At 69.8% G+C, this 22,838-nt stretch carries 22 protein-coding genes and 1 riboswitch; of the genes, 9 read left to right on the top strand and 13 right to left on the bottom strand.

The annotated features are described in order from the left end of the window. Positions 1-17 precede the first annotated feature (17 nt). Positions 18-134, top strand: a riboswitch (SAM riboswitch). A gap of 88 nt (positions 135-222) precedes the next feature. From metX to AC23D6_RS15495, 3 genes are read left to right on the top strand one after another with little or no spacing between them, the layout of a single operon-like run. Continuing rightward, complete coding sequence (gene metX / locus AC23D6_RS15505) at positions 223-1,269, top strand: homoserine O-succinyltransferase MetX (RefSeq protein WP_487750109.1); 1,047 nt, start codon at positions 223-225, stop codon at positions 1,267-1,269. Further along, positions 1,266-2,489 carry an O-succinylhomoserine (thiol)-lyase gene (locus AC23D6_RS15500; protein ID WP_487750108.1) on the top strand — a complete coding sequence of 408 codons (1,224 nt, stop codon included), beginning with the start codon at positions 1,266-1,268 and terminating at the stop codon, positions 2,487-2,489. Before metX ends, AC23D6_RS15500 begins: the two co-directional genes overlap by 4 nt. Then, positions 2,486-3,562, top strand: a complete 1,077-nt coding sequence (locus AC23D6_RS15495) for a homoserine dehydrogenase family protein (protein WP_487750107.1) — start codon at positions 2,486-2,488, stop codon at positions 3,560-3,562. Before AC23D6_RS15500 ends, AC23D6_RS15495 begins: the two co-directional genes overlap by 4 nt. A gap of 6 nt (positions 3,563-3,568) precedes the next feature. Here AC23D6_RS15495 and AC23D6_RS15490 read toward each other — a convergent pair whose 3' ends face one another. The 3 genes from AC23D6_RS15490 to AC23D6_RS15480 form a co-directional block, all read right to left on the bottom strand. Beyond that, positions 3,569-4,537 carry an alpha/beta fold hydrolase gene (locus tag AC23D6_RS15490; protein WP_487752657.1) on the bottom strand — a complete coding sequence of 323 codons (969 nt, stop codon included), beginning with the start codon at positions 4,535-4,537 and terminating at the stop codon, positions 3,569-3,571. Positions 4,538-4,627: 90 nt separating this feature from the next. Further along, entirely contained in the window at positions 4,628-7,624 is a 2,997-nt protein-coding gene (locus AC23D6_RS15485; protein ID WP_487750106.1) for a two-component regulator propeller domain-containing protein, read from the bottom strand. A gap of 271 nt (positions 7,625-7,895) precedes the next feature. Then, positions 7,896-9,278, bottom strand: coding sequence for an L-serine ammonia-lyase (locus AC23D6_RS15480; protein WP_487750105.1), 1,383 nt, complete (start codon positions 9,276-9,278; stop codon positions 7,896-7,898). A 73-nt stretch (positions 9,279-9,351) separates the two neighbouring features. On the opposite strand from AC23D6_RS15480, the gene AC23D6_RS15475 reads away from it, so the two are divergent. After that, positions 9,352-9,579, top strand: a complete 228-nt coding sequence (locus tag AC23D6_RS15475; protein ID WP_487750104.1) for a glutaredoxin family protein — start codon at positions 9,352-9,354, stop codon at positions 9,577-9,579. A 92-nt stretch (positions 9,580-9,671) separates the two neighbouring features. After that, positions 9,672-10,295: a hypothetical protein gene (locus tag AC23D6_RS15470; protein WP_487750103.1), complete on the top strand. Its 624-nt coding sequence runs from the start codon at positions 9,672-9,674 to the stop codon at positions 10,293-10,295. Here the strand turns inward: AC23D6_RS15470 and AC23D6_RS15465 are convergent. From AC23D6_RS15465 to AC23D6_RS15455, 3 genes are read right to left on the bottom strand one after another with little or no spacing between them, the layout of a single operon-like run. Beyond that, a complete protein-coding gene (locus tag AC23D6_RS15465; RefSeq protein ID WP_487750102.1) occupies positions 10,264-10,821 on the bottom strand; it encodes a YceI family protein in 558 nt (185 codons plus the stop codon). The genes AC23D6_RS15470 and AC23D6_RS15465 overlap by 32 nt on opposite strands. Continuing rightward, positions 10,808-11,437, bottom strand: coding sequence for a cytochrome b (locus tag AC23D6_RS15460; protein WP_487750101.1), 630 nt, complete (start codon positions 11,435-11,437; stop codon positions 10,808-10,810). The genes AC23D6_RS15465 and AC23D6_RS15460 overlap by 14 nt, the downstream gene beginning before the upstream one ends. Then, on the bottom strand, positions 11,434-12,105 hold the full coding sequence (locus tag AC23D6_RS15455) for a YceI family protein (protein WP_487750100.1): 672 nt from the start codon (positions 12,103-12,105) through the stop codon (positions 11,434-11,436). The genes AC23D6_RS15460 and AC23D6_RS15455 overlap by 4 nt, the downstream gene beginning before the upstream one ends. Positions 12,106-12,208: 103 nt before the next feature. Here AC23D6_RS15455 and AC23D6_RS15450 point away from each other — a divergent pair, with 103 nt between their 5' ends. Beyond that, positions 12,209-15,778 carry an ATP-binding protein gene (locus tag AC23D6_RS15450; RefSeq protein ID WP_487750099.1) on the top strand — a complete coding sequence of 1,190 codons (3,570 nt, stop codon included), beginning with the start codon at positions 12,209-12,211 and terminating at the stop codon, positions 15,776-15,778. Then, positions 15,775-16,734: a hypothetical protein gene (locus AC23D6_RS15445; protein WP_487750098.1), complete on the top strand. Its 960-nt coding sequence runs from the start codon at positions 15,775-15,777 to the stop codon at positions 16,732-16,734. The genes AC23D6_RS15450 and AC23D6_RS15445 overlap by 4 nt, the downstream gene beginning before the upstream one ends. Positions 16,735-16,739: 5 nt before the next feature. On the opposite strand, the gene AC23D6_RS15440 is transcribed toward AC23D6_RS15445, so the two are convergent. From AC23D6_RS15440 to AC23D6_RS15415, 6 genes are read right to left on the bottom strand one after another with little or no spacing between them, the layout of a single operon-like run. Then, positions 16,740-17,225 (bottom strand): hypothetical protein, encoded by a 486-nt coding sequence (locus AC23D6_RS15440; protein WP_487750097.1) that lies wholly within the window; start codon positions 17,223-17,225, stop codon positions 16,740-16,742. A 4-nt stretch (positions 17,226-17,229) separates the two neighbouring features. Continuing rightward, entirely contained in the window at positions 17,230-17,865 is a 636-nt protein-coding gene (locus AC23D6_RS15435) for a hypothetical protein (RefSeq protein ID WP_487750096.1), read from the bottom strand. Positions 17,866-17,904: 39 nt separating this feature from the next. Further along, positions 17,905-18,990, bottom strand: a complete 1,086-nt coding sequence (gene hemE, locus AC23D6_RS15430; RefSeq protein WP_487750095.1) for a uroporphyrinogen decarboxylase — start codon at positions 18,988-18,990, stop codon at positions 17,905-17,907. Between the two features lie 19 nt (positions 18,991-19,009). Next, entirely contained in the window at positions 19,010-19,264 is a 255-nt protein-coding gene (locus tag AC23D6_RS15425; RefSeq protein ID WP_487750094.1) for a WGR domain-containing protein, read from the bottom strand. A gap of 9 nt (positions 19,265-19,273) precedes the next feature. Further along, positions 19,274-20,377 (bottom strand): 3-dehydroquinate synthase, encoded by a 1,104-nt coding sequence (gene aroB, locus AC23D6_RS15420; protein ID WP_487750093.1) that lies wholly within the window; start codon positions 20,375-20,377, stop codon positions 19,274-19,276. Beyond that, entirely contained in the window at positions 20,374-20,916 is a 543-nt protein-coding gene (locus AC23D6_RS15415) for a shikimate kinase (protein WP_487750092.1), read from the bottom strand. Before AC23D6_RS15415 ends, aroB begins: the two co-directional genes overlap by 4 nt. A gap of 103 nt (positions 20,917-21,019) precedes the next feature. Between AC23D6_RS15415 and AC23D6_RS15410 the strand changes: the two genes are divergently transcribed. Beyond that, a complete protein-coding gene (locus AC23D6_RS15410) occupies positions 21,020-21,223 on the top strand; it encodes a dodecin family protein (RefSeq protein ID WP_487750091.1) in 204 nt (67 codons plus the stop codon). 101 nt (positions 21,224-21,324) lie between these two features. Here the strand turns inward: AC23D6_RS15410 and AC23D6_RS15405 are convergent, their stop codons facing one another. Next, positions 21,325-22,158, bottom strand: coding sequence for a kinase (locus tag AC23D6_RS15405; protein WP_487750090.1), 834 nt, complete (start codon positions 22,156-22,158; stop codon positions 21,325-21,327). Positions 22,159-22,190: 32 nt separating this feature from the next. On the opposite strand from AC23D6_RS15405, the gene pdxH reads away from it, so the two are divergent. Then, a complete protein-coding gene (pdxH, locus tag AC23D6_RS15400) occupies positions 22,191-22,793 on the top strand; it encodes a pyridoxamine 5'-phosphate oxidase (RefSeq protein WP_487750089.1) in 603 nt (200 codons plus the stop codon). Positions 22,794-22,838 lie beyond the last annotated feature (45 nt).

Below are 22,838 nucleotides of genomic sequence, written 5' to 3'. Positions count from 1 at the left end.
CCGGCGGCACAGTAGGCTCACCATCGAGACCGGCAGAGGGACAGGCCCGAAGAAGCCGGGGCAGCCAGCGACGCGCAAGCGTTGTGTAGGTGCCAAATCCTGCGGGGACCTCAGCGTCTGCCGGAAGATGGTTCGTACCGTGCCTCGCACGGCGAACGCGAGCTCCGCGAAGCTCGGTGGTGCAGTCCCGTCCCGCAAGGGACACCGCCACCGGATGCCGCCATGAGTTACGCCAGTCCCGCCTTGAATCGCCTTGCCGAACCGTCGTCCATCGACGGCGCGGCGCTTGCTTCGTTCCAGGACGATGCGCCACGCGCGTTGCGCGGCGAAGTCGTCATCGAGCTGCAGATGCGCCATGCCGGCACCCGCGCGGTGACGCTGCGTTACGAACTGCACGGCGTGGTGGGTGCACCGGTCGTGTTCGTGGCTGGCGGCATCTCCGCGCATCGCCACTTGGCGGCGAGCGAGGTCTTCGCCGAAGCGGGTTGGCTCAATGGACTGGTGGGCACCGATCGCGCGCTGGACCCGGCGCAGCGACAGCTGCTTGCCTTCGACTTCGTCGGTGCCGATGGCCGCCTCGATGCGCCCATCGACACCGCCGACCAGGCCGACGCCGTCGCCAAGCTGCTGTCGGCGCTGGGCATCGCCCGCCTGCAGGCCTTCGTCGGTTACTCCTACGGGGCGCTGGTGGGTCTGCAGTTCGCCGTGCGCCATCCGGAGCGCCTGGAGAAGCTCATCGCGGTCAGTGGCGCGCACCGCGCCCATCCGTATGCGGCTGCCTGGCGCGCACTGCAGCGCCGCGCGGTGACGCTGGGCCAGTTGCAGTGCGCCGATGCGCAGGGCCTGTCGCTGGCCCGCCAGTTCGCGATGCTCAGCTACCGCACGCCGGAGGAATTCGGCGAACGCTTCGACGCGGCGCCGGAAATCGTCAACGGCCGCGTGCGCGTGGCCGCCGAGGACTACCTGGACGCCGCCGGTGCGCAGTACGTGGCGCGCACGCCGGTCACCGCCTATGTGCGTCTTTCCGAATCCATCGACCTGCATCGGGTCGATCCCGCCGATGTCCGTGTGCCCACCCTGGTGGTCGCGGTGGAAGGCGACCGCCTGGTGCCGTTGTCCGATTCCGTCTCGCTGGTCGAGGGCCTCGGCACGCTGGGCCAGCTGCGCGTGCTGCGCTCGCCCTACGGCCACGACGCCTTCCTGAAAGAAACCGACCGCATCGATTCCATCCTCACCTCGGCCCTGCGCGCCGCCGGAGATTCCGCATGAGCAGCTACTCCCCCACCGACGCCGACGCGCCCTGTCGTCCCGCCACCGCCGCCGTGCGCGCCGGCATCGACCGCGACACCGCCTATGGCGCGGTGACGCCGCCGATCGTGCTGTCGTCGAACTTCAGCTTCGCGGGCTTCGCCCAGAAGCGCGAGTACGACTACACCCGCAGCGGCAACCCCACGCGCGACCTGCTGGCCGAAGCGCTGGCCGAGCTCGAAGGCGGCGCGGGTGCCGTCGTCACTGCCACCGGCATGGGCGCGATCACCCTGGTGCTGAACGCGCTGCTGGAGCCGGGCGATCGCCTGGTGGTGCCGCACGACGCCTACGGCGGCAGCTGGCGCCTGTTCAACGCGCTGGCGAAGAAGGGCCACTTCGAACTGATCACCGCGGACCTCACCGATCCGCGCTCGCTGGCCGATGCGCTGGCGCAGTCGCCCAAGCTGGTGCTGATCGAAACGCCGTCCAACCCGCTGCTGCGCATCACCGATTTGCGTTTCGTCATCGAGGCCGCGCACAAGGCCGGCGCACGCGCGGTGGTGGACAACACTTTCCTCTCGCCGGCCCTGCAGACGCCGATCACATTCGGCGCCGATATCGTCCTGCACTCCACCACCAAGTACATCAACGGCCATAGCGATGTGGTCGGCGGCGCCGTTGTCGCGCGCGATGCCGACACCCATCAGCAGCTGGTGTGGTGGGCGAACGCGCTGGGCCTGACCGGCTCGCCGTTCGACAGCTTCCTGACCCTGCGCGGCCTGCGCACGCTGGACGCGCGCCTGCGCGCTCATCAGGAGAACGCCGACGCCATCGCCGCGCTTCTGGATACGCATCCGGCGGTGTCGAAGGTCTACTTCCCCGGCCTGGCCACGCATCCCGGCCACGCCGTCGCCGCGCGGCAGCAGAAGGGCTTCGGCGCGATGCTGAGCGTCGAACTGGACGGTGGCGAAGAGGCCGTGCGCGCCTTCGTCGAGGGACTGCGCTACTTCACCCTGGCCGAATCGCTGGGCGGCGTGGAAAGCCTGGTGGCGCACCCGGCCACGATGACGCATGCGGCGATGACGCCGGAAGCGCGCGCCAAGGCCGGCATCTCCGACGGTCTGTTGCGCCTGTCGGTGGGCATCGAGGCGACCGACGACCTGCTGGCCGACATCACCGCCGCGCTCGCGCGAGCGGAAGCGGTGGCGGCCGACGCCGAACGCAAACGCGCCGACGCATGAGCACGGTCGTCCCGCTGCGTACCCCGGCGCGTCGCGCACCGCGGCTCGCCTTGCTCGGCACGGGCGTGGTGGGCAAGGCCCTGGTCGCGCGCTACCTGCGCCTGCAGTCCGGCGACGTGCCGGTGCCGCCGCTGGCGTGGTTGGCCAACTCGCGCGCGCTGCGCGACTGCTCGGGCACGCCGCAGCACGCGCTGGACGAAGCCAATCGCGCCGCCGCGCGTACCGACGACCTGCCGCCGTGGGCGGAGGCCGAAGCCCTGCATGCAGGCGACATCGTCATCGATGCCACCGCCAGCGACGCGGTTGCCGGCTGGCACGCCGAGTGGCTGTCGCGCGGCGTGCACGTGGTCACCGCGAACAAATTGGGCGCAGGCGCGGCCTTGCCGCGCGCGCAGGCGATCACGCAGGCCGGTGCGTCCTCCGGTGCGCGCTATGGCGAGTCGGCCACCGTTGGTGCAGGCCTGCCGTTGCTGCGCAGCCTGCGCGCGCTGGTGGCCGGTGGCGACCGCATCCACCGGGTGGAAGGCGTGCTGTCCGGATCGCTGGCGTGGCTGTTCAACCAGTACGACGGCATGCGTCCCTTCTCCAACTTCGTGCGCCAGGCGCGGCAGGCGGGCTACACCGAACCCGACCCACGCATCGACCTGTCCGGTGAGGACGTGCGCCGCAAGCTGCTGATCCTGGCGCGCGCCGCGGGCTTTCCGTTGGAACAGGCGGACGTGCGCGTGGAATCGCTGGTACCGGCCGAGCTGGCCGCCCTGCCGCTGGACAGTGTGGATGGCGCGCTGGGCCAACTGGATGCGCCGCTGGCGGTGCGTTTCAAGGAGGCCTATCGCAACGGCGGCCGCCTGCGCTTCGTCGGCCGCTTCGATGCCGAGCGCGCGAGCGTGGGTTTGCAGGTGCTGCCGGCGGATCATCCGCTGTGCGGCGGCAGCGGCACCGACAACCGCGTGGCCATCTACAGCGACCGCTACGACGAGCAGCCGCTGGTCGTGCAGGGGCCGGGTGCCGGCGCCGGGGTCACCGCAGCGGCGCTGCTGGACGACGTGCTGGCGATCGCCGCCACGCGCTGACCACGGTTACCGCAATGCGGACAGCAGCGCTGCGTTGAAGCGCGCCGGCGCTTCCACCTGCGGCGAATGCCCCAAGTCGGCGAATTCCACCAGCGTCGCGCCGGGAATCGCGGCCGCGGCGCGCTTGCCCAGCGTCGGATAATCGCCCAGCCGCTGGGCGACGTCCGGCGGGGCCAGATCCTTGCCGATCGCGGTGCGATCCTTCTGGCCGATGAACAACGTGGTCGGTGCGGTGATGCGCGGGAACTCGTACACCACCGGCTGGTTGAACACCATGTCCGAGGTCAGCGCCTGGCTCCACGCCACGGCCTGGCCGCCATCGCCGGCGTACATGCCGCCGAGCATCTGCACCCACTGCTCGTAGGCGGGCTTCCAGTCGCCGCCGTAGTACACGGTGCGCTGGTAGTCGCGGATGCTGTCGAAGGTCGTCTTCCGCTCGCGCGCGTACCAGGCATCCAGGCTGCGCCAGGGCACGCCTTCGGCCTTCCAGTCCTCCAGGCCGATCGGGTTGACCAGCAGCAGGCGTTCGGTGGCCTGCGGATATTGCAGGGCGAAGCGTGCCGCCAGCATGCCGCCCATCGAATGGCCGACGATCGTCACGCGTTCGATGCCGAGTTGCTTGAGCAGGGCGTGGGTGTTGCCGGCCAGCTGGGCGAAGGAGTACTGGTAGCGCGGCGGCTTGCTCGACTTGCAGAAGCCGATCTGGTCCGGCGCGATCACCCGATAACCCGCACCGGTCAGTGCCGTAATCGTCGCGTCCCACGTAGCCGCACAGAAGTTCTTGCCATGCAGCAGCACGACGGTGCGGCCGTTCGGTCGGGCGGGGGCGACATCCAGGTAGGCCATCTCCAGCGGTTGGTCCTGCGAGGCGAACGCGAAGGTCCGCACGGGGTGCGGATAGTCGAAGCCTTCGAGCCGCGCGCCGTAGCGTGGCGTCGATGTCGTCTGCACCAAGGACACGTTGGCGAAGGACATCGCCGCGAGGGCGAACATCGGGAATACCATCTTCATGAAGAGCATCCGCAACCTGGCGCGACAGCGTAGCGCGGACGCGTTGCGATGCCGTCAATCGCTGCGCGTCGGCGACGCCGGATGATGCGGGCCCCGCAGGACCAAGTGTCCGCGCCGGACGAGTTCGCCGGGATCGCGGCGCACGAGGTCGGCATCAGGCAGCGGCGAGGCCGACGGCGCAGCTTCGTACAGCGCCCACCCGTTGCGGCCCTGCGCCTTCACCTCGTACAGCGCGCGATCCGCCAGCGAGACGAGTTGCTCCCAACCCAGCAGATCAGGGGCATTCGGGAAAGGCGGGTACCCGATCACGCCCAGCGATGCGGTCACCTGCAGGCGCACGCCGGCCACGTCCACCGGCTCGGTGGCGATCGCGGTGCAGATGCGCCGGCCGAGCGCGTGCAGGTCGTGCCGCGGCATCGGCCGGAACACCATCAGGAATTCCTCGCCGCCCCAGCGGATCACGTAGTCGCCGTCGCGCGACAGTGTGCGCAGGCGGTGCGCGACGGTCTGCAGCACGTGGTCGCCGGCCTGGTGGCCGTGGCCGTCGTTGATCGATTTGAAGTGGTCGATGTCGAGCAGCACGAACGCCAGCACGTCCGCGCCGTTGGCGAACTTGGGCATGCGTTGGTAATAGGCGATGTCCGCAGGCAGCTGGCGGGTCAGGTAACGCCGGTTGTGCAGGCTGGTCAGCGGATCGGTGAGGCTGATCGCTTCCAACTGGCGGTTGGCCTGCTGCAGGTCCCGCGTGCGCTGCTCGACCAGGCGCTCCAGCGCGACGCGCCGGTTGTGGTGGCGACGCAGCACCCAGCGGTTGGACAGCAGCACCAGCACGCCCAGCGCCATCGCCAGCAGTACGTAGAACCAGGGGTTTTCGTAGAAGTACGGTGCGATGGTGAACGCCTGCACGGCGGCCGCGCGCCCCGAGACGCCGCTGTTGTTGGTGCCCAGCACCTCGAACACGTAACGCCCGGCGGGCAGGTTGGTGTAGGTCGCGCTGCGCTGGTGCGGATCGTCGAGCAGCTTCCATGCCTCGTCGTAGCCCTTCAGCCGGTAGCGGATGTCGATATGGTCTGCGGCCTGGAAACTGAGCGTGGTGAACTCGAAGCGCAGGTCGCGCGCCGCGTTGGGCAGCGACCACGTCGCCGTCACGTCCGCCGGCCGCCACTGACCCTGCACCTGCACGCGTTCGATCACCGATTCGGGCACGTAGGCATTGTCGAGCGGCTGGTCGGTCGCCATCACCACCACGCCGTCGCGGGTCGGCAGCCACAGCGCGTTGTCGGCCATGAAGCCCCGGCTGTTGCCCGCGCCGTTGCAGCAGTCGCCCTTCTGTCCGCCGTGGCGGTCGCCGCGCTCGTTGAGCAACGTCCGTGCCGACACGCGAAACGCGGGATCTCGGGTCGCGGCGAGGATGTCCGCCACCGGCACGCGATAGATCCCGCGCAGGCCGGCGACCCAGAGCAGGCCGTTCGCATCCTCGCCGAAGAAGAACGGCGCGTTCGCCGGAATGCCGCGCGCCTTGTCCAGCCGCGTCCATCGACGACCGTCGAAGACGAGCATCACTTCTTCCGAGAGCGCGCCGGCCACCCACTGACCGCCGGCCAGCTCGTGCAGCGCGACGATGTGCGGGGCCTCCAGGCCCGTGCCGGTCAACGGGAGGGGCACCAGGCGCTCGTCGACGAATTCATACAGCCCGCTCTGCGTGCCCACCAGCAGTCGGCCGTCGCGGGTTTCCAGCAGCACGCGCACGCGGACGTCGCGCAGGCCGGCGTCCGTGGCATAGCGGCGCACGCGTTCGCCGCCGTCCCAGCGGTACAGCCCGGTGCTGGTGGCGAACCACAGGCGCCCGTGCCGGTCGCGCACGATGCCGTTCACCTGCGCCGCATCCATCGCGTCGAGCATGCGCGGGCGCTGCACGCGGCCGCCGCGATAGACGACCACACCATCGCGCGTGCCGATCCAGGTCTGTCCCTGCTCCGGCAGCAGGCTGTAGGCCGCCGGGTGGGGCAGGGCCGGGCCAGGCACTACGAGGCGGTAGCGGCCGTCTTCCAGCACGCTCACGCCGTCGTCGCTGCCCACCCAGATACGCCCGTCCGGGCCCTGCGCCGTCGACCAGAGCAGCGGTTGCAGCAGCCCCTCGGCGCGGCTGTAGCGGCGTGTCCATCCGTTCCAGGCGCGGCTGACGCCTTCGTTGTTGCTGCCCAGCCAGAGATTGGATTCGCGGTCTTCGTAGAACGCGCGGATTTCCGCCAGCGGGCCTTCGCCGCGGATGCGTTCCAGCAAACGTCCGCCGCGCAGGCGATACAAGGTGGTGCGCGTGCTGGCCCACAGGATGCCGTCGCGATCCTCATGCAGGGCCTGGATGCCGCCACTCGCCACCACGACCTCGGCCTGACGGTGCCACTGGCGCCCCATCAGGACGAACAGGCCCGCATCGCTTCCCGCCCACAACCGTCCGTCGTGGCGCGTCAGCGACGTGACCGTGGCCAGCGAGGCCTCCGTGGGCAGCGCCAGCGCGCGCGCGCCGGTGGCGTCGAACACGTGCACGCGTCCGCGACCGCCGACCCAGAGCGTGCCGTCTTCATCGACGTGCAGTGCCAGCGCGCCGCCATCGGGGATCGGGTGCAGCATCGTCAGGCGGTCGCGGGCCACGACCATGACGCCACGGCTGGTCGCCACGAGGGGGCGGTCGGCGGCATCGGCCGACAGCGCCAGGACGTCGACCACGTCGGCGTCCTCGCCGGGCGCCAAGGGCACGGCGCGGATGCGGTTGCCCTCGCGCACCGCCAGGCCCTGCGGCGTGCCGATCCACAGCCGGCCTTCGCGGTCGGTGTGCAGGGCCTGGATCCAGGTGCTGGGCAGCTCCGGCGTGTTGTCCAGGTCGAAGTTGGTGAAGCGCACGCCGTCGAAGCGGCTCAGCCCGGCCTGCGTGCCGAACCAGAGGTAGCCCGGCTTGTCCTGCGCGATCGCCAGCACGCTGAGCTGGGGCAGACCTTGCTCGAGGCTCCAGTGGTTGCGGACGTAGTGGTGGAACGACTTGGAGGGGTCCAAGGCATGCGCGGACGGGCAAAGCGCCGCCATCCCGCCCAGCAGGGGCAGGCACCAGGCCGCCAAGCGGCGCCGCCAGAACGGACGGCCGCAGCGGGTCTTGTCCGTGTGATCGGACAGGGCGCGTCTCCGGTAAGTGGGTTTACCTATACCGTATCGGCGCGCACGCTGGCGTCTAAAGGGCGATAACCTGAACCGGGAAGGTCAGGGATGTGACGGCGTGCCGGGGTCCCGGGTTTCGCTGCGCTCTACCCGGGCTACGTCGGTGGCGCGGTCAGCACTCGATGACGTTGACGGCCAGCCCGCCACGGCTGGTTTCCTTGTACTTGTCCTGCATGTCGCGGCCGGTGTCGCGCATGGTCTTGATGACCTTGTCCAGGCTGACCTTGTGCTTGCCGTCGCCGCGCATGGCCATGCGGCTGGCGTTGATCGCCTTCACCGCGCCCATCGCGTTGCGCTCGATGCACGGGATCTGCACCAGGCCGCCGATGGGGTCGCAGGTCAGGCCCAGGTTGTGTTCCATGCCGATCTCGGCAGCGTTCTCGACCTGGCTGGGGCTGCCACCGAGCGCGGCGACCAGCCCACCGGCGGCCATCGAACAGGCCACACCCACTTCGCCCTGGCAGCCGACTTCGGCGCCGCTGATGCTGGCGTTCTCCTTGTAGAGGATGCCGATGGCCGCGGCGGTCAGCAGGAAGTCGAACACGCGCTGTTCGCTGGTGCCCGGGCAGAAGCGGTCGTAGTAATGCAGCACCGCCGGGATGATGCCCGCTGCGCCATTGGTGGGCGCGGTGACCACGCGCCCGCCTGCGGCGTTTTCCTCGTTCACCGCCAGCGCATACAGGTTCACCCAGTCCAGCACCGTCAGCGGGTCACGCATGGCGGCCTCCGGCTTGCTCGACAGCTCGCGGTGCAGCGCGGGCGCGCGACGCGAGACGTGCAGGCCGCCGGGCAGCGTGCCCTCTTCGCGGATGCCGCGCGCCATGCACGACTGCATCGCGTTCCAGATGGCGCGCAGGCCGTCGCGGATCTCGTCCTCGCTGCGCCAGGCTTTCTCGTTCTCGAACATCAAGGCGGCGATGCTCAGGCCGCTGCGCTGGCACTGCGCGAGCAACTCGTCGCCGCTCTTGAACGGATATGGCAGCGGCGTCTCGTCGGCGACGATGCGGTCCACCGCGGCGTCGTCCTGGTTGACGACGAAACCGCCGCCGACGGAGTAGTAATCGCGCGTGGCGATCACCTCGTCGCTGGCGTCGTACGCGGTAAAGCGCATGCCGTTGGTGTGGTACGGCAGCTTCTGCCGCTTGTTCATCAGCAGGTCGCGTTTTTCGTCGAAGGCGACCGCATGCGTGCCGCCCAGCAGGATGCGCTTGTCGGAGCGGATGCGGTCCAGCGCCGGCGGGATGAGGTCGGGGTCGATCTCGTTCGGGTAGTGGCCTTCCAGGCCCATCAGCACCGCCTTATCGGTGCCGTGCCCGCGGCCGGTCAGCGCCAGCGAACCGAACACTTCCGCGCGGATGCGCATCACGTCCTGCAGGCGGCCGGCATCGACCAGCCAGCGCGCGACGAACCGCGCGGCGGCGCGCATCGGCCCGACCGTGTGCGAGGAACTGGGGCCGATGCCGATCTTGAACAGGTCGAACGTACTGACTGCCATGCTGCGAGCCGCCGCGGAAAGGGCGGCTATTCTAAGCGCGTCGCGGATCCGCGCCCTTCACCCTGCACCTGCCATGCCCCTGATCCTTTTCCAGCGCGACGATTGCCACCTCTGCGACCTGGCGTTGGAGGTGCTCGCGCACGCGCGGATCCCCGAGTTCGAGAGCGTTTTCATCGACGATGACGATGTGCTGGAAGCGCGTTACGGCATCCGCGTGCCCGTGCTGCATCGCAGCGACAGCGGTGCGGAACTGGACTGGCCCTTCGATGCCGGCAAAGTGGCCGCCTTCCTGCAGCCGTGAAGCTGTCCCGCCACGAAACGGGCGCCGTCTCTCCCATTCCACCCCGAAGCCGGCGCGCTAGGCTGACGGCCATGCTCTGCGGGGATTAGGCGATGGGCGGGATTCGGTGGCTGCTGCTGACGTGCGTCGTGGTCTTGGCGGTCGCGCCGGTCGCCCGCGGGGGCAGCGCGAAGGACAGCCGTACCGCGTTGCTGCGGATGCATGGCGAATTCGTCGACGCCTTCGTCGACAGCCAGGGGTTCGGCAAGCGGCGGGTGACGCCGATGATGGCGAAGATGCGCCGCTACCAGTTCGAGGGCGTCGACGAGGCGGGCCGCTGCGTGCTCGATGTCGAACTGGTGGGTGTGGCCCGACACGATCCGCCCGTCGTTCATGGCGCGACCTTCATGGGCTTCCAGCACCGCGACGACGATGACGCGGTGCCCATGCCGCCGACATCGATCCGCGCCCTTCAGGCGTGGGAGCGCGATGCCTTGGCTAGGCTGGTGGCGGGCGCGGACATCGTCGTGCACGACGCGCCTGACGGCGCGCGCGTGATGGGCCCCATCCGCGCCCGCCCGGATTGCCTGGCGTGCCATCGCGACCGTCGTGAGAGCGGCGTGCTCGGCGCCCTCAGCTACGGGCTCGGTCGCATCGCCGTGCCGGCGGAGGCGCCCGACCGACGCTTCTGCCAGCCGCCAAGCGTCAGCGCGGCTTCAACACGACCTTCGTACTGATCGCGACCTCGTTCGGAATCGTCGAGGTGTCGGCCCAGTCGCCGCCACCGACGCCGAAGTCCAGGCGCTTCACCGTGGCCTTGCCGCTCAGCACCGGCTGCGTACCGGGTGTCCAGGTGAACGTCAGCGTCACCGGCTTGCTGGCGCCGCGCAGCGTGAGCGTGCCATCGGCCGCGTACTGGTTGCCGCCGAGGGCGCGGAACTTGGTCGCTGTGTAGCGCGCCTGTGCGAACTTGCCCACGTTGAAGAAGTCGGCCGATACCAGCGTGTCGTCGCGGTCCTTGTTGCCGGTCTGCGTGCCGGCCAGCTGGATGGCGACGTCCAGCTTGCTGGTGGCCAGCTGCTTGGGGTCGAAGCTCATCGTGGTCGTGAAGCTGCCGAACTTGCCGGTAAACGTTTCGCCCTGGTAGTTGCTGGCGAACACAAGCGTCGAACCCGGCGCCTGCACGTAGTCGGCGGCCATGGCCGGCGCGGCGGCCAGCAACAGGGAGGCGAGCGCGAGCCGCGCACGGTCAGGGGTTTTCATCGGGGGAGTCCTGCGGGGTGGGGGAAGGGGACACGGGGGCGGCGACCGCGGCGGCTGACGGCGCGATGGCCTTGCGGCCCGGCAGCATGCGGGTCAGCGTGGCATCGCCCTGAAAGAGATGGTGGTACAGCGCGGCGGCGGCATGCGCGACCACCAGCACCACAAGCACCCAGAACAGCAGTTCGTGCGCGCCTTCGGCCGCTTCGTGCACACCGTCGTTGCGACCGGTGATGGCCGGCAGGTTAAACAGCTTGAACCACTGCAGCGGATAGCCCGCCGACGAGTTCAGCACCCAGCCCGACAGCGGAATGGCGAACAGCAGCGCGTACAGCAGCACGTGCGTCACCGACGCGATGCGCTGCTGCCAGGTGGGGGTTCCCGGCACCGGCGCCGGTGCGCCGGCGTACAGGCGCCACACCACGCGCAGCGCGACCAGCGCCAGGATGGTCAGGCCGATCGACTTGTGCAGCGCATAGAGGTTGATCTTGCGCGGCCCGTTGGGCAGATCGCCCATGGTCAGGCCGATGTAGGCAATCACCAGCAGCAGCACCACGATCACCCAGTGGAACAACTGGCTGACGGCGCCCCAGCGCGCGTCGGTGTTCTTCAGGGTCATGGCGTCGGCTCCGTCTGAAGGGGTGGGGAAGGCGGGGTGTTCTCGGCCGGCGCATCGTCGTCGGCCTTGCCGTCGTAGGTGGCTTCGGCTTCGATGCGCAGTTCGACGTCATCGCCGATCACCGACTTCCAGGCGGTGATGCCGAAGTCGGCGCGGCTGAGCGTGGTGGCGGCGGAGAAGCCCACCGTACGGCGGAACGGCGGCATCGGGTGGCGCTTGGCCGCGTTGAGGGTCACGTCGAGGACTACTTCGCGCGTTACCCCGCGCAAGGTCAGGTTGCCATGCACGCGCGCGTGGGTCGCATCGACGGGCGCCACGCGGGTGGAAACGAAGCGCGCCTCCGGATGGTTGTCCGCATCCAGCAGGGACTTCGCCAGCGTGGCTTTGTTCCAGTCGGCGTCGCCCAGGTCCGCGCGGGCGATCGGTACGCGGACGTCGACCTTCGCGCGGGTCCAGTCGTCCGGATCGAACGTGAGCGTGCCGGTACTGCCGGACACGGTCCCGATCGCCTTGGAGAATCCCGCGTGCGAGACCGCGAACATCACCCGCGTATGCACCGGGTCCAGACGATAGTCGGCCAGCGCATCGCGCGCGCCAGCGGCGGCGGGCAGCAGGGCCAGCAGGCACAGGGCGCTGAGCAGCAGACGGCGGGCGGGCGATCCGGACATGGGGCGGATTCTAGGGGCCGGCTCATGAAGATACCCCGCTTGCGCGTGCAACGGTCCGTTGCGACGATGCCGGAAGGGTCACAGGGACGAGAGGCGGGCAGGCATGGTGATGCGTGCGGGGTGGCTGTTGCTGTTGTGGCTGGTCTGCGCGTCCGTGCAGGCGACCGTGCCCGAGATCCCGCGCTTCCGCCTGTTGGGCGCCGGCGACGGACTGCCGTCCACCACCATTCCCGCCCTGGCGCGCGACCGCTCGGGCTACCTGTGGGTGGCCACATGGGATGGCCTGGCGCGCTATGACGGCGTCGGTTTCAAAGTGTGGCGCCACGATCCGGCTGATGCCGCCTCGCTGCCCGGCAACGTGGTGCAGACCGTGCATATCGACGCCGCGGACCGGATCTGGGTGGCAACGGAGAACGGCGGGCTGAGCGTCATGGGCGCCGACCGCAGCGGCTTCCGCCATTACCGCCAGGCGGACCATCCGCAGATGGGCAGCGACGATGTCTTCGCGATCACCAGCCGTGGCGACGATCTCTGGTTCGGCACGTTCGGCGGCGGCCTGCACCGGCTGGCGCGCGACGGCACCATCACGCGCTTCGCCGGCGATCCGGCCGATGCGCAGGGGCTGCCCTCGGACAACGTGCTCGCACTGGCCTTCGACGCGAAAGGCGTGCTGTGGATCGGCACGATGTCGGGGCTGGCCACCTACGAAGGCGGTCGCGTGCGGCGCATCGCGCTGCCCACGGGCGATGGCCTGATCATCTATTCGGTCACCGCCGACGCTGACACGGTCTGGATCGGCGCCTCCGACGGCGTGCACCGGCGCATGGCGGACGGGCGCTGGGTGTCGCCGCCGTGGTCGCCGATGTTCGCGCGTCCCAACGCCGTGATGGCGATGGCGAGCGATGGCCAGGGCGAATACTGGCTGGCCAGCCAAGGTGGACTGTGGCGCACCGGCGGCGACCGTGCGCCGGCGCCGGTCAATTACGACGCGCAGGGCATCGGCATCGGCCGCGTGCTGCAGACCGTGCTCGCGTTGCCCGACGGCGGCCTGTGGGTTCCGGTGCCGACGCGCGGCTTGGCGTACCTGCGTTCGGACTGGCGCCGCATCGCCGCGTTCTCGACGGCGCAGGGCCTGGGCGGCGGCCTCTATCGCGGTCTGTCGCAGGCCGGTGCCGGCGGCCTCTGGATGGCCAGCAGCACCGGCAAGGTGGAACGACTGGACACGCGCACCGGCCACGTCGTGCCGCTGGCGCACCATGCCGCGGCGCTGGGCGCACTGCGCTTGACCTCGGTATTGCAGGACAAGCATGGACAGCTGTGGATCGGCCATCGCAACGGACTCATGCGCGTGGATGCCGCGACGGGCGCGCTCAGGCAATGGGGACCGGAGGGCGATGACGCGGTCCCGGATTCCACCTCCATCGACTGGCTGGTGGAGGCGGCGGACGGCAGCGTGTGGCTGGTCACGCAGATGGGCAGCGTGCAGCAGCGCGATGCCGACGGACGCGTGCTCCGCACGATCGCCAAGGATGCCGATGCCGGCACGGGCCTGCCCGATATCGAGGGCATCGCCATCGCGCCGGATGGGCGTGCGTGGGTGGGCGGCGCCGAAGGCATGCTGCAGTGGGACCCCGTGGCGGGCCGGTTCGCGGCCGTGCCGGCGATGGGCACCGAGCGCGTCTACGCCTTCGCCTTCGAACATGCCGACCGCATCTGGCTGCATCGCATGGCCGGCGTGGAAGCGTGGCGGCGGGAAGGCAGCACGTGGGTGCGCGAGCGGCTGATCGGCGCCGAGGACGGTTTGCCCGCCGTGGAATCGACCGGACTGGCCGTGGATCCGCAACGCCGCGTCTGGCTGGGCACGCGGCGCGGCCTGTTCCGCATCGACGCGAACCTGCGCGGCTCGCGCGCGCTGCTGCGCAACTTCGGCGTGCGCGAAGGCTTGCTGAGCCAGGAACTCAACGATCGCGGTCTTCTGATGACGGCCGAAGGCCTGCTGGTCACGACGGCCGCCGATGGTTCGGTCGCGCTGCTGGACACGCACCTGCCGGATCCGCGGCCAGTGACGCCGAACCTCGTGCTGGACAGCGTGCAAGTCAGCCGCGGCGACACCGTGCTGCACCTGCCGGCGGGCGAAGGGTTCGAGCTGCATCCCGAAGACCACGAACTGCTCGTCAGTACGCGCCTGTTGAGTTACGAGAACCCCTTGGGCAATCGCTATCGTTCCTTGCTGGAAGGCTTCGACAGCGGCTGGGTGGACCAGGGCGCCAGCGGCGAGCGCGTGTTCTCCGCGCTCACGCCCGGGCGTTACCGGCTGCGCATCCAGGCCTTCGACGCGGCCGGTAATGCGTCGCGCGAACAGGTCCTGGCCGTGCACGTGCTGCCGCCTTGGTGGCGCAGCGCGTGGGGCCTGGCATTTTTCGCGGCGCTGGGCGTGCTGCTGCTGCTCGCGCTCGGCGCGGCCTATCGTCGTCGCGTGCGCCGGCGCAGCGCGTGGCAGCTGGCCGAGCACAAGCGCGAGGTCGCCGAGCAGGCCTCGCTGGCGAAGACGCGCTTCCTCGCCACGCTGGGCCACGAGATCCGCACGCCGATGACCGGCGTGCTCGGCATGACCGAACTGCTGCAGGCCACGCCGCTGGACACCCAGCAGAAGGGCTACACCGATGCGATCCAGCGCGCGGGCATGCACCTGCTGAGGCTGGTCAACGACGCGCTCGACCTGGCCAAGATCGAAGCCGGCAAGCTCGAACTGCAGCAGGTGGAATTCGACCTGCACGCGCTGGTCAGCGATGTGGTCGCGCTGATGGGCCCGGTGGCCGGCAAACGGGGGCTCGCCTTCCACGACGGCATCGCTGCCGGCGTGCCGCGCATTGTGCGCGGCGATCCGCTGCGCCTGCGGCAGATCCTGCTGAACCTGCTGGGCAACGCGATCAAGTTCACCGAGGCCGGGCACGTTTCGCTACGCGCGTTGCCGATGGCGGGGCAGGGCGTGCGCCTGGAGGTCGGCGACACCGGGCCCGGCATCAACGCGGAGCAGCAGGCGCGTTTGTTCCGTCGCTTCGAGCAGGCGGAAGGCGCACAGACCACCGCCCGCTACGGCGGCAGCGGCCTGGGCCTGGCGATCTGCCAGGAGCTCGCGCTGGCAATGGGCGGGCGGATCCAGATCGACAGCGCGCCGGGCAAGGGCACGCGTTTCTTCGTCGACTTGCCCGGCCTGCAGGCGACCGGGGCCGATGTCGTCGGCGTGGCTGCCACGATGGACGCTTCGCCCGTGCACACCGGAGCCTTGGAGATCCTGCTGGTCGAAGACGATGCGACCGTGGCCGATGTCGTCGCGGGGTTGTTGCGCGCGCGCGGGCATCGGGTCACGCATGCGCCGCACGGACTGGCCGCCTTGACCGAGGTTGCCGCCGCCCCGTTCGATGTGGCCTTCCTGGATCTCGACCTGCCCGGGCTCGACGGCATGGCGTTGGCGCTGCAACTGCGGAGGCGCGGTATCACGACGCCGCTGATCGCGCTGACCGCGCGCACCGATGCGGAGGCCGAATCGCTCGCACGCCAGGCAGGCTTTGACGAATTCGTCCGCAAGCCGGTCACCGGCGACATGCTGGCGGCGGCGATCGCGTCGGTGCGGGGGCGTTTGGCCATCGTGGACGCGGGAGAGGCGTCTTGAGGAAGCGGCACGGCTGGATCTTCTCGCTGATCCTCGTGCTGGCCGCCCCGGCGCAGGCGGACGAACCGGAGCGGCCGCTGCTGGGCGACTACATCACCGACACCCGCGCGCTGTATCCGCTGCGCGTGGGCGACTGGGAATCGATGGGCGAGAAGCGCTTCGAACAGCCAGAACTGGGCGTGGCCGTCCGGTATCAGGACACCCGCAGGCCGGACCGCTGGATGGACCTGTATCTCTATCCTGCGGGCGTGATGTTCGACCCGGTGTTCGAACGGGCGTTCCAGCAGAGCGTCGATGAGATCGTGCAGATCGCGCAGCAGCGCAATGTTGGCGAAGTCCGCCTCGGCCCGACGCGCACGTTCGAGACGGCGCCGATCGCGGGCGAGCGGATGCTGGGCCACCTCGCGCTGAAGGCTCGCTCCTTCGTCATGGAAACGTCGATGCGCGATGCACGTTACCGCTCGGTGCTGGCGATGACGGTGCGGGACCTCTATTTCATCAAGATCCGCTACAGCGTGGAGGCCGATGCGATGTCCGACACGGATGCGCAGCGGCAGGCCGAGATGCTGCTGGCGGGCTTCGCGGCGGATGTGCGGATTTCCAATACCGGCGCGTGCTGGCAGACGCTGCAGGTGCATCCCATGCCCGCGGACGGCCCGCGGCCGACCGCGATCCTGGCCAGCACGAATGACGGGCAGGAAGAGGAAATGTGGATCGCCGACGATGCGGTCTACCTAAGGTCGGCCGTCATCGCGCGCCAGGACGACGCGACGCGGCTGCGGAACGAGGCCCAGTCCATTCGCGATGTGCTGCGCGGCCACTGCGTGTCGCCGGAGAGGATGGAGATCATGGTGCCGGACGGCATGCGTGAGATCCGCTTCGAATACCGCCTGCCGGGCGAAGGCAGCGACGGCACCGCACCGCGCCTGAGGAGTCCGCGCTCAGGCCTGGGCTGACGGCGTCAGGGCAGGCGGTGCGCTTCCATGACCCCGGCCATGGAGTCGTAGTAGAACCATGCGCTGGTATTCGATGCGAGCCAGTCGATGCCCGCCCGTGCCTCGGGCGACAGGTGGCAAAGCACGGCATGGCCATAGTCGTCACCGGACGGCGCGGGGACCGGCGGCGTGTCCGCCAGGAGGTCGGCCAGAGAGCCGGGCTTGTCGCCCCAGGTAAGGCAGTCCGCGCCCGTCGACGTGGCATCCGGCCACCCCATGCGGGACCAGAACGCGGCGCGTCCGTGGGCGGAGAGCCGCTGCGCGTGTGCGACCTCGTCATCCGTCGTGCGGGTGATGCGCCAGCGCGCCCCGTCCTCTTCCACGATCCACACCACATCCTCGAGCGAGGCCGTCGCGGTATGGCCGTAGCGACCGGCGAAGGACAGGGAGGGGCCGGCCCAGGCGGACGGCAGCAGGGCGCAGAACATCACCAGCAGGCAACGCATAGGCATGGCGTCAGTCCGCCCAGGCTTCGACGTAGAGCGTGCGCGTCGCGTCGTCCGGATCGGCGTGGATCCAGATGCCGCCGGCCTCGTCGCGCGGCAGGTAGAAGCCGGCGTCGGCCTCCACCATCGTGCAGGTGTCCAGCGGCATTTCCTGTGCCAGCGTGCGCTGCCGGCACGTGTCTTCGACAAAGCGCCGTAGCGCCGGTGCCGCGGTCGCGTAGGGGGCGTCGACGACGTACTGGTGGTCGCCCCAGCGCTGCGAGTCCATCAGCCGCACCTCCGCGACGGAGTGTCCGGCCATCTGCACGCGGTGCGGCACCACCATCGCTCGCGCGCTCACGGCGGTAAGCGCCTCGCGCGCGTCGTCGGCCACGGTGTCTTCGCACTCCAGTTCGATGCGGGCGATGCGCGTGCGCCAGCCGGGCGCGAGTTCGTCCAGGCGGCGTGCGCGGATGCGGTCGCAGCCGGGCAGAACCTCAGGACCGAAACCAGCCTGCTCGTCCGGCACCACCATCACCAGGGCGGGAAAGTCGCCCCCGGTCACCTGCAGGGCGCGTGTGCCGACCGCGTCGTCGGCGCGCGCCCGCGCGCCCGCGACCAGCAGCAGGCCGGCAGCAGCGGGGGCAAGCAGGTGGCGGCATTCCATTGCGTCACTCCGGGTGGGGCGCGGCGGTGCCGCGCGGGATCATCGTGTACTGAACGCGTGGACGGCATCGACCAGGACGGCGACGTGCTCCGGATCCATGTCCGGCGACATGCCATGGCCCAGGTTGAACACATGGCCTTCGCGCGAGCCGCCGTTGCCGTCGCGGTAGCTGTCCAGCGTGCGCTTCACTTCCGCGCGGATCGCCTCGGGCGAACCGTACAGCGTGGCCGGGTCCAGGTTGCCCTGCAGCGCCACCTTGCCGCCGGTGCGACGGGCGGCGTCGCCCAGTTCGATCAGCCAGTCCACGCCGACACCTTCGGCACCGCTGGAGGCCAGGTCTTCCAGATAGGCCGCCGTGCCCTTGCCGAACAGGATCAGCGGGGTGCGCTCGGCGCCGTCGCCGCGCGGCAGCTCCCGGGCGATGCGCTGCAGGTAGGGCAGGGAGAACTCGCGGTACATCGCCGGGCTCAGCACGCCGCCCCAGGTATCGAACACCTGCAACGCCTGCGCGCCGGCGGCACGCTGCGCGGCCAGGTAGGCGATCACCGCATCGGTGTTGACCGACAGCAGGCGGTGCAACGCGGCCGGTTCGTTCAGCGCCATCGCCTTGATCCGGGCGTAGTCCTTGCTGCCGCCGCCTTCCACCATGTAGCAGGCCAGCGTCCACGGGCTGCCGGAGAAGCCGATCAGCGGCACCTTGCCGTCCAGCTCGCGGCGGATCACCCGCACCGCGTCCATCACGTAGCGCAGCTCGGTCTCCATGTCCGGCACGCCGAGCTTGGACGCGTCGGCGGCGCTGCGCACGGTGCGCTCGAACTTCGGGCCCTCGCCTTCGACGAAGTACAGGCCCAAGCCCATCGCATCCGGCACGGTCAGGATGTCGGAGAACAGGATCGCTGCGTCCAGGTCATAGCGGCGCAGCGGCTGGAGCGTGACCTCGCAGGCGATCTCCGGGTTCTTCGCCATGCCCAGGAAGCTGCCGGCGGCCTTGCGGGTGGCGCGGTACTCCGGCAGGTAGCGGCCGGCCTGGCGCATCAGCCAGACGGGCGTGCAGTCCACGGGTTCGCGGCGCAGGGCGCGCAGGAATCTGCTGTTGGAAGCAGGATCGTTCTTCAAGGCAGTCATCAGGAATCCGGGGGAAGGGTTACTTGGGCGCGTCGGCGCCGCGGGCGAACATCAGCTGGAAGCCGCGCTTGAGGTGGCTGTCGCGCGCCTTCTCGAAGGCCGCATTCGCCTCGTCCTGGAGCAGGTATTGCTCGCGCTTGAGCGTTGCCCGACCGCCGATCTGGCCGGTTTCGCGCAACAGCTCCCAGCCCCCGAACAGGTCGGGCTGGAGGGTCAGCTGGACGTAGCGGGGCACTTCGCCCGCATCGGGGCGTTGCTGGAGGAAGACGCGCATGGCGGCATTTTAGCCGGACAGGATCGCCAGCACGCGGTTTTCGTCCACGTCCGGTACCACCTCGGCCCGGCCCAGGCCCCGCCACAGCACCAGCCGCAGGCGTCCGGCGAGGTTCTTCTTGTCCAGCCGCATCCGGGCCAGAAGCGCGTCCGGTGCCAGTCCCGCGGGGATACGGACGGGCAGACCATAGGCCGCCAGTAGCGCTTCGAGGCGTTCGGCGGCGGCGGCCGGCGCCAGGCCCAGGTCGGCGGACAGTCGCGCCGCCAGCACCATGCCCACCGCCACGGCCTCGCCATGGTTGAGATTGTCGTTGCCCAGGCCGCCGTAGCCCTGCTCGGTCTCGATCGCATGGCCGAAGGTGTGGCCGAAGTTCAGCAACGCGCGTTCGCCCTTCTCCAGCGGATCGCGGGCGACGATCTCCGCCTTGTGCTCGCAGCTGGCGGCGATGGCCAGGGCTAGCGCGTCGCCGTCCATCGCCAGCAGCGCGGCGCGTTCCTGTTCCAACCACTGGAAGAAGCGTGCGTCGCGGATCGCGCCGTACTTGATCACTTCGGCCAGCCCGGCGCGCAGTTCGCGCGGCGGCAGCGTGGCCAGCGCCGCGGTATCGGCGAACACCGCACGCGGCGGATGGAAGGCGCCGACCAGGTTCTTCCCCTGCGGAATATCCACCGCGGTCTTGCCGCCGACCGACGAATCCACCATCGACAGCAGCGTGGTCGGCACCTGCACGCAATCCACGCCGCGCATCCAGCAGGCGGCCGCAAAGCCGGCCAAGTCGCCGACCACGCCGCCGCCGAGGGCGATCACACAGGCATCGCGGGAGGCGCCCAACGTGGCAAGCGCGTCGATGGCGTGGCCGAAGTGGGCCAGCGTCTTCGATTCCTCGCCCGCCGGCAGGATGAAGGTGCCGATGGCCAGGTCCGGGCGCGCGGCATGCAGCGCCTCGCGCACGGCACCGGCATACAGCGGCGCGACGACCGAATCGCTGACCAGCAGCACGTGCCGGCCGCGCACGTGCTGCGCGAGCGCGGCGCCGTCGCCCAGCAGGCCCGGCCCGATGGTGATCGTGTAAGGGATTTCGCCGCCGACATCGACGGTACGTGCGTGGTTCATGCGTTCTCTTCGATGGGCTGCCAGCGGTGCGCCAGCAGCTGGGTCAGGCGGGCCGTGGCTTCCGGCGGCGTCAGGCCGTCGGTGTCCAGGGTCAGGTCGGCGATCTCGCGGTACAGCGGTTCGCGCGTCACGGCCATGTCGTGCAGCACCTGCTCGCGGTCCGGGCGCTGCAGCAGCGGCCGGTTGGTGCAGCGACCCAATCGCTTCAGCTGCGCCTCCACGCTGACCTGCAGGTAGACCACGAAGCCACGTTTTTTCATCTGCATCCGATTGTCGGCGTCCAGCACCGCGCCACCACCGGTCGAGATCAGCTGGCCACGGCCGGCCAGCAGGTCGCGCAGGGTGGTTTTCTCGCGCTCGCGGAAGCCGGCCTCGCCCACGTGCTCGAACAGCGTGGCGATGCTCGCGCCGGTACGGTCCACGATGGCCTGGTCCGCGTCGACGAACACCAGCCCGAAGCGCTCGGCGACGCGCCTGCCGATGGAGGTCTTGCCCGCGCCGGTGGGGCCGACGAGGATCAGGTTGGGGGCCGGATTCATGATGGGCAGATGCTAGCACCGGCATGCGCGTGGCGTGGCCTTAACGCCGGCGGGACTACGGTGTCCGCCCGGCATTGGGCCGGCCACCGTGGAGGAGCGCATCATGTCCGTCGCCAAGATCATCGAGGTCAACGCCGCGTCCAAGACCAGCATGGAAGACGCCGTGAAGGTCGGCCTCAAGAAGACCTCCGAGACCGTCAAGAACATCAAGGGCGCCTGGGTGAACGAGATCAAGGTCGTCACCGACGACGGCGGCAACGTCACCGAGTGGCGCGTGAACCTGCGCATCAGCTTCGTGGTGACCTGACGGCCGCTGGGTGGGAGGGATGCCTGCCGTGGGAGCGACTAAGTCGCGATGATCACATCCGGGCTCTTCATCGCGACTTACGTCGCTCCCACAATTAGCCTCTAGGTGGTGGCGGGCCTGCGCTGCTCATCCAGCGGGATCACGCGCTCGGCAATCGCCGGCAGCGTCGCCAGCAGGTGACGGCTGGTGCGTTCGTAGTGCTGGATGAAGCGGTCCAGCTGCGCGCGGTCCATGCCGCTACGTGAGGGGTCGCGCGCGGCCATCGCCTGCTCCTGCTGCCAGCGCCACGTGCGTACCACCTCGAACCCCGGTGGCTGCAGAAACCACAGCGCATCGATGCGCGACCACAGCGCGGGATAGTCGCGGCGCAGCGCGTCGTTGCAGTACCGGCGCCAGCGGCCATCGGCGTCCTCGTCGCGCTCCAGGGCATTGATCGGCGTGGCCAGCGCGGCATCGTTCTCGGGTTGGGCCTTCAGGCACCAGCCCTCGAACAGCACCAGGTCCATCCGCCCGTCGATGCGCGACCACGCGCTATCCGACGCGCGATCGTCTGCCAGCTTGTCGAAGCGGGGCAACATCGCGTCCCGGCCCTCGCGCAGCGCATCCAGCACGTCGCAGCCCAGCGCCACGTCGTGGGTGCCGGGCGGGCCACGCGTGGCGAGCAGCGGGTGCACGTCGCGTGCGAGCCTCCGGCGCTGTGCATGCGTCAGATACAGGTCGTCCAGCGACAGCACCGCCACCCGCAGGCCGGCATCGCGCGCGCGCGCCGCCACCTGGTCCGCCAGCGTCGATTTGCCGCTGCCCTGCAGGCCGGTGATCGCGAACACCGGCGTCGCCAGCGGCAACACCCGCGCTGCCGCCAAGGCTTCATCGACAAGCCGGACCGGGAAGCCGCCTGGATGCAGTGTCGTCGTCATCGCGCGACAATAGCGCATGCCCGGGATGCGGGCGCTGCCGTCGTGACGCCATGACCGATCTGTACGCTGAAGCCCTGTCCACGTTCGCCACGCTGTTCGGCGAAGCGAAGGCCGCGGGCACCGAAGTCGAACCCAATGCGATGACGCTGGCCACCGCGACGCCGGACGGCCGTCCGTCCGCGCGCACGGTGCTGCTGAAGGCCTTCGACGAACGCGGCTTCGTCTTCTACACGCACACGCACAGCCAGAAGGGCCGCGAGCTGCACGACAACCCGCGCGCGGCGCTGCTGTTCCTGTGGCGCAGCCTGCGCGAGGCCGGCATCCAGGTGCGCGTGGAAGGCATGGTGACCCCGGTCGACGATGCCGAGGCCGATGCCTACTTCGCGTCCCGTCCGCGGCAGAGCCAGTTGGGCGCCTGGGCGTCGATCCAGTCGGAGACGCTGGATTCGCGCGAGGCGTTCGAACACCGCATGGCCGAAGTCGAAGCACGTTTCGCCGGCGGCGACGTGCCGCGTCCCGAGGGCTGGAGCGGCTATCGCGTGGCGCCCGACGCGCTCGAGTTCTGGTACGGCGCGCAGTTCCGCCTGCACGAACGCTGGCGCTACGAGTGCGATGCGGCCGGGGCGTGGAGCAAGCGGATGCTGTTCCCTTGAGCGTGGGCGTACGTCGCGCGTCCGCGAACGATCTCGCTGCGTGGG

The organism is Pseudoxanthomonas sp. G3 (assembly GCF_057654715.1).
This window is presented reverse-complemented; position numbering and strand designations above follow the sequence as displayed.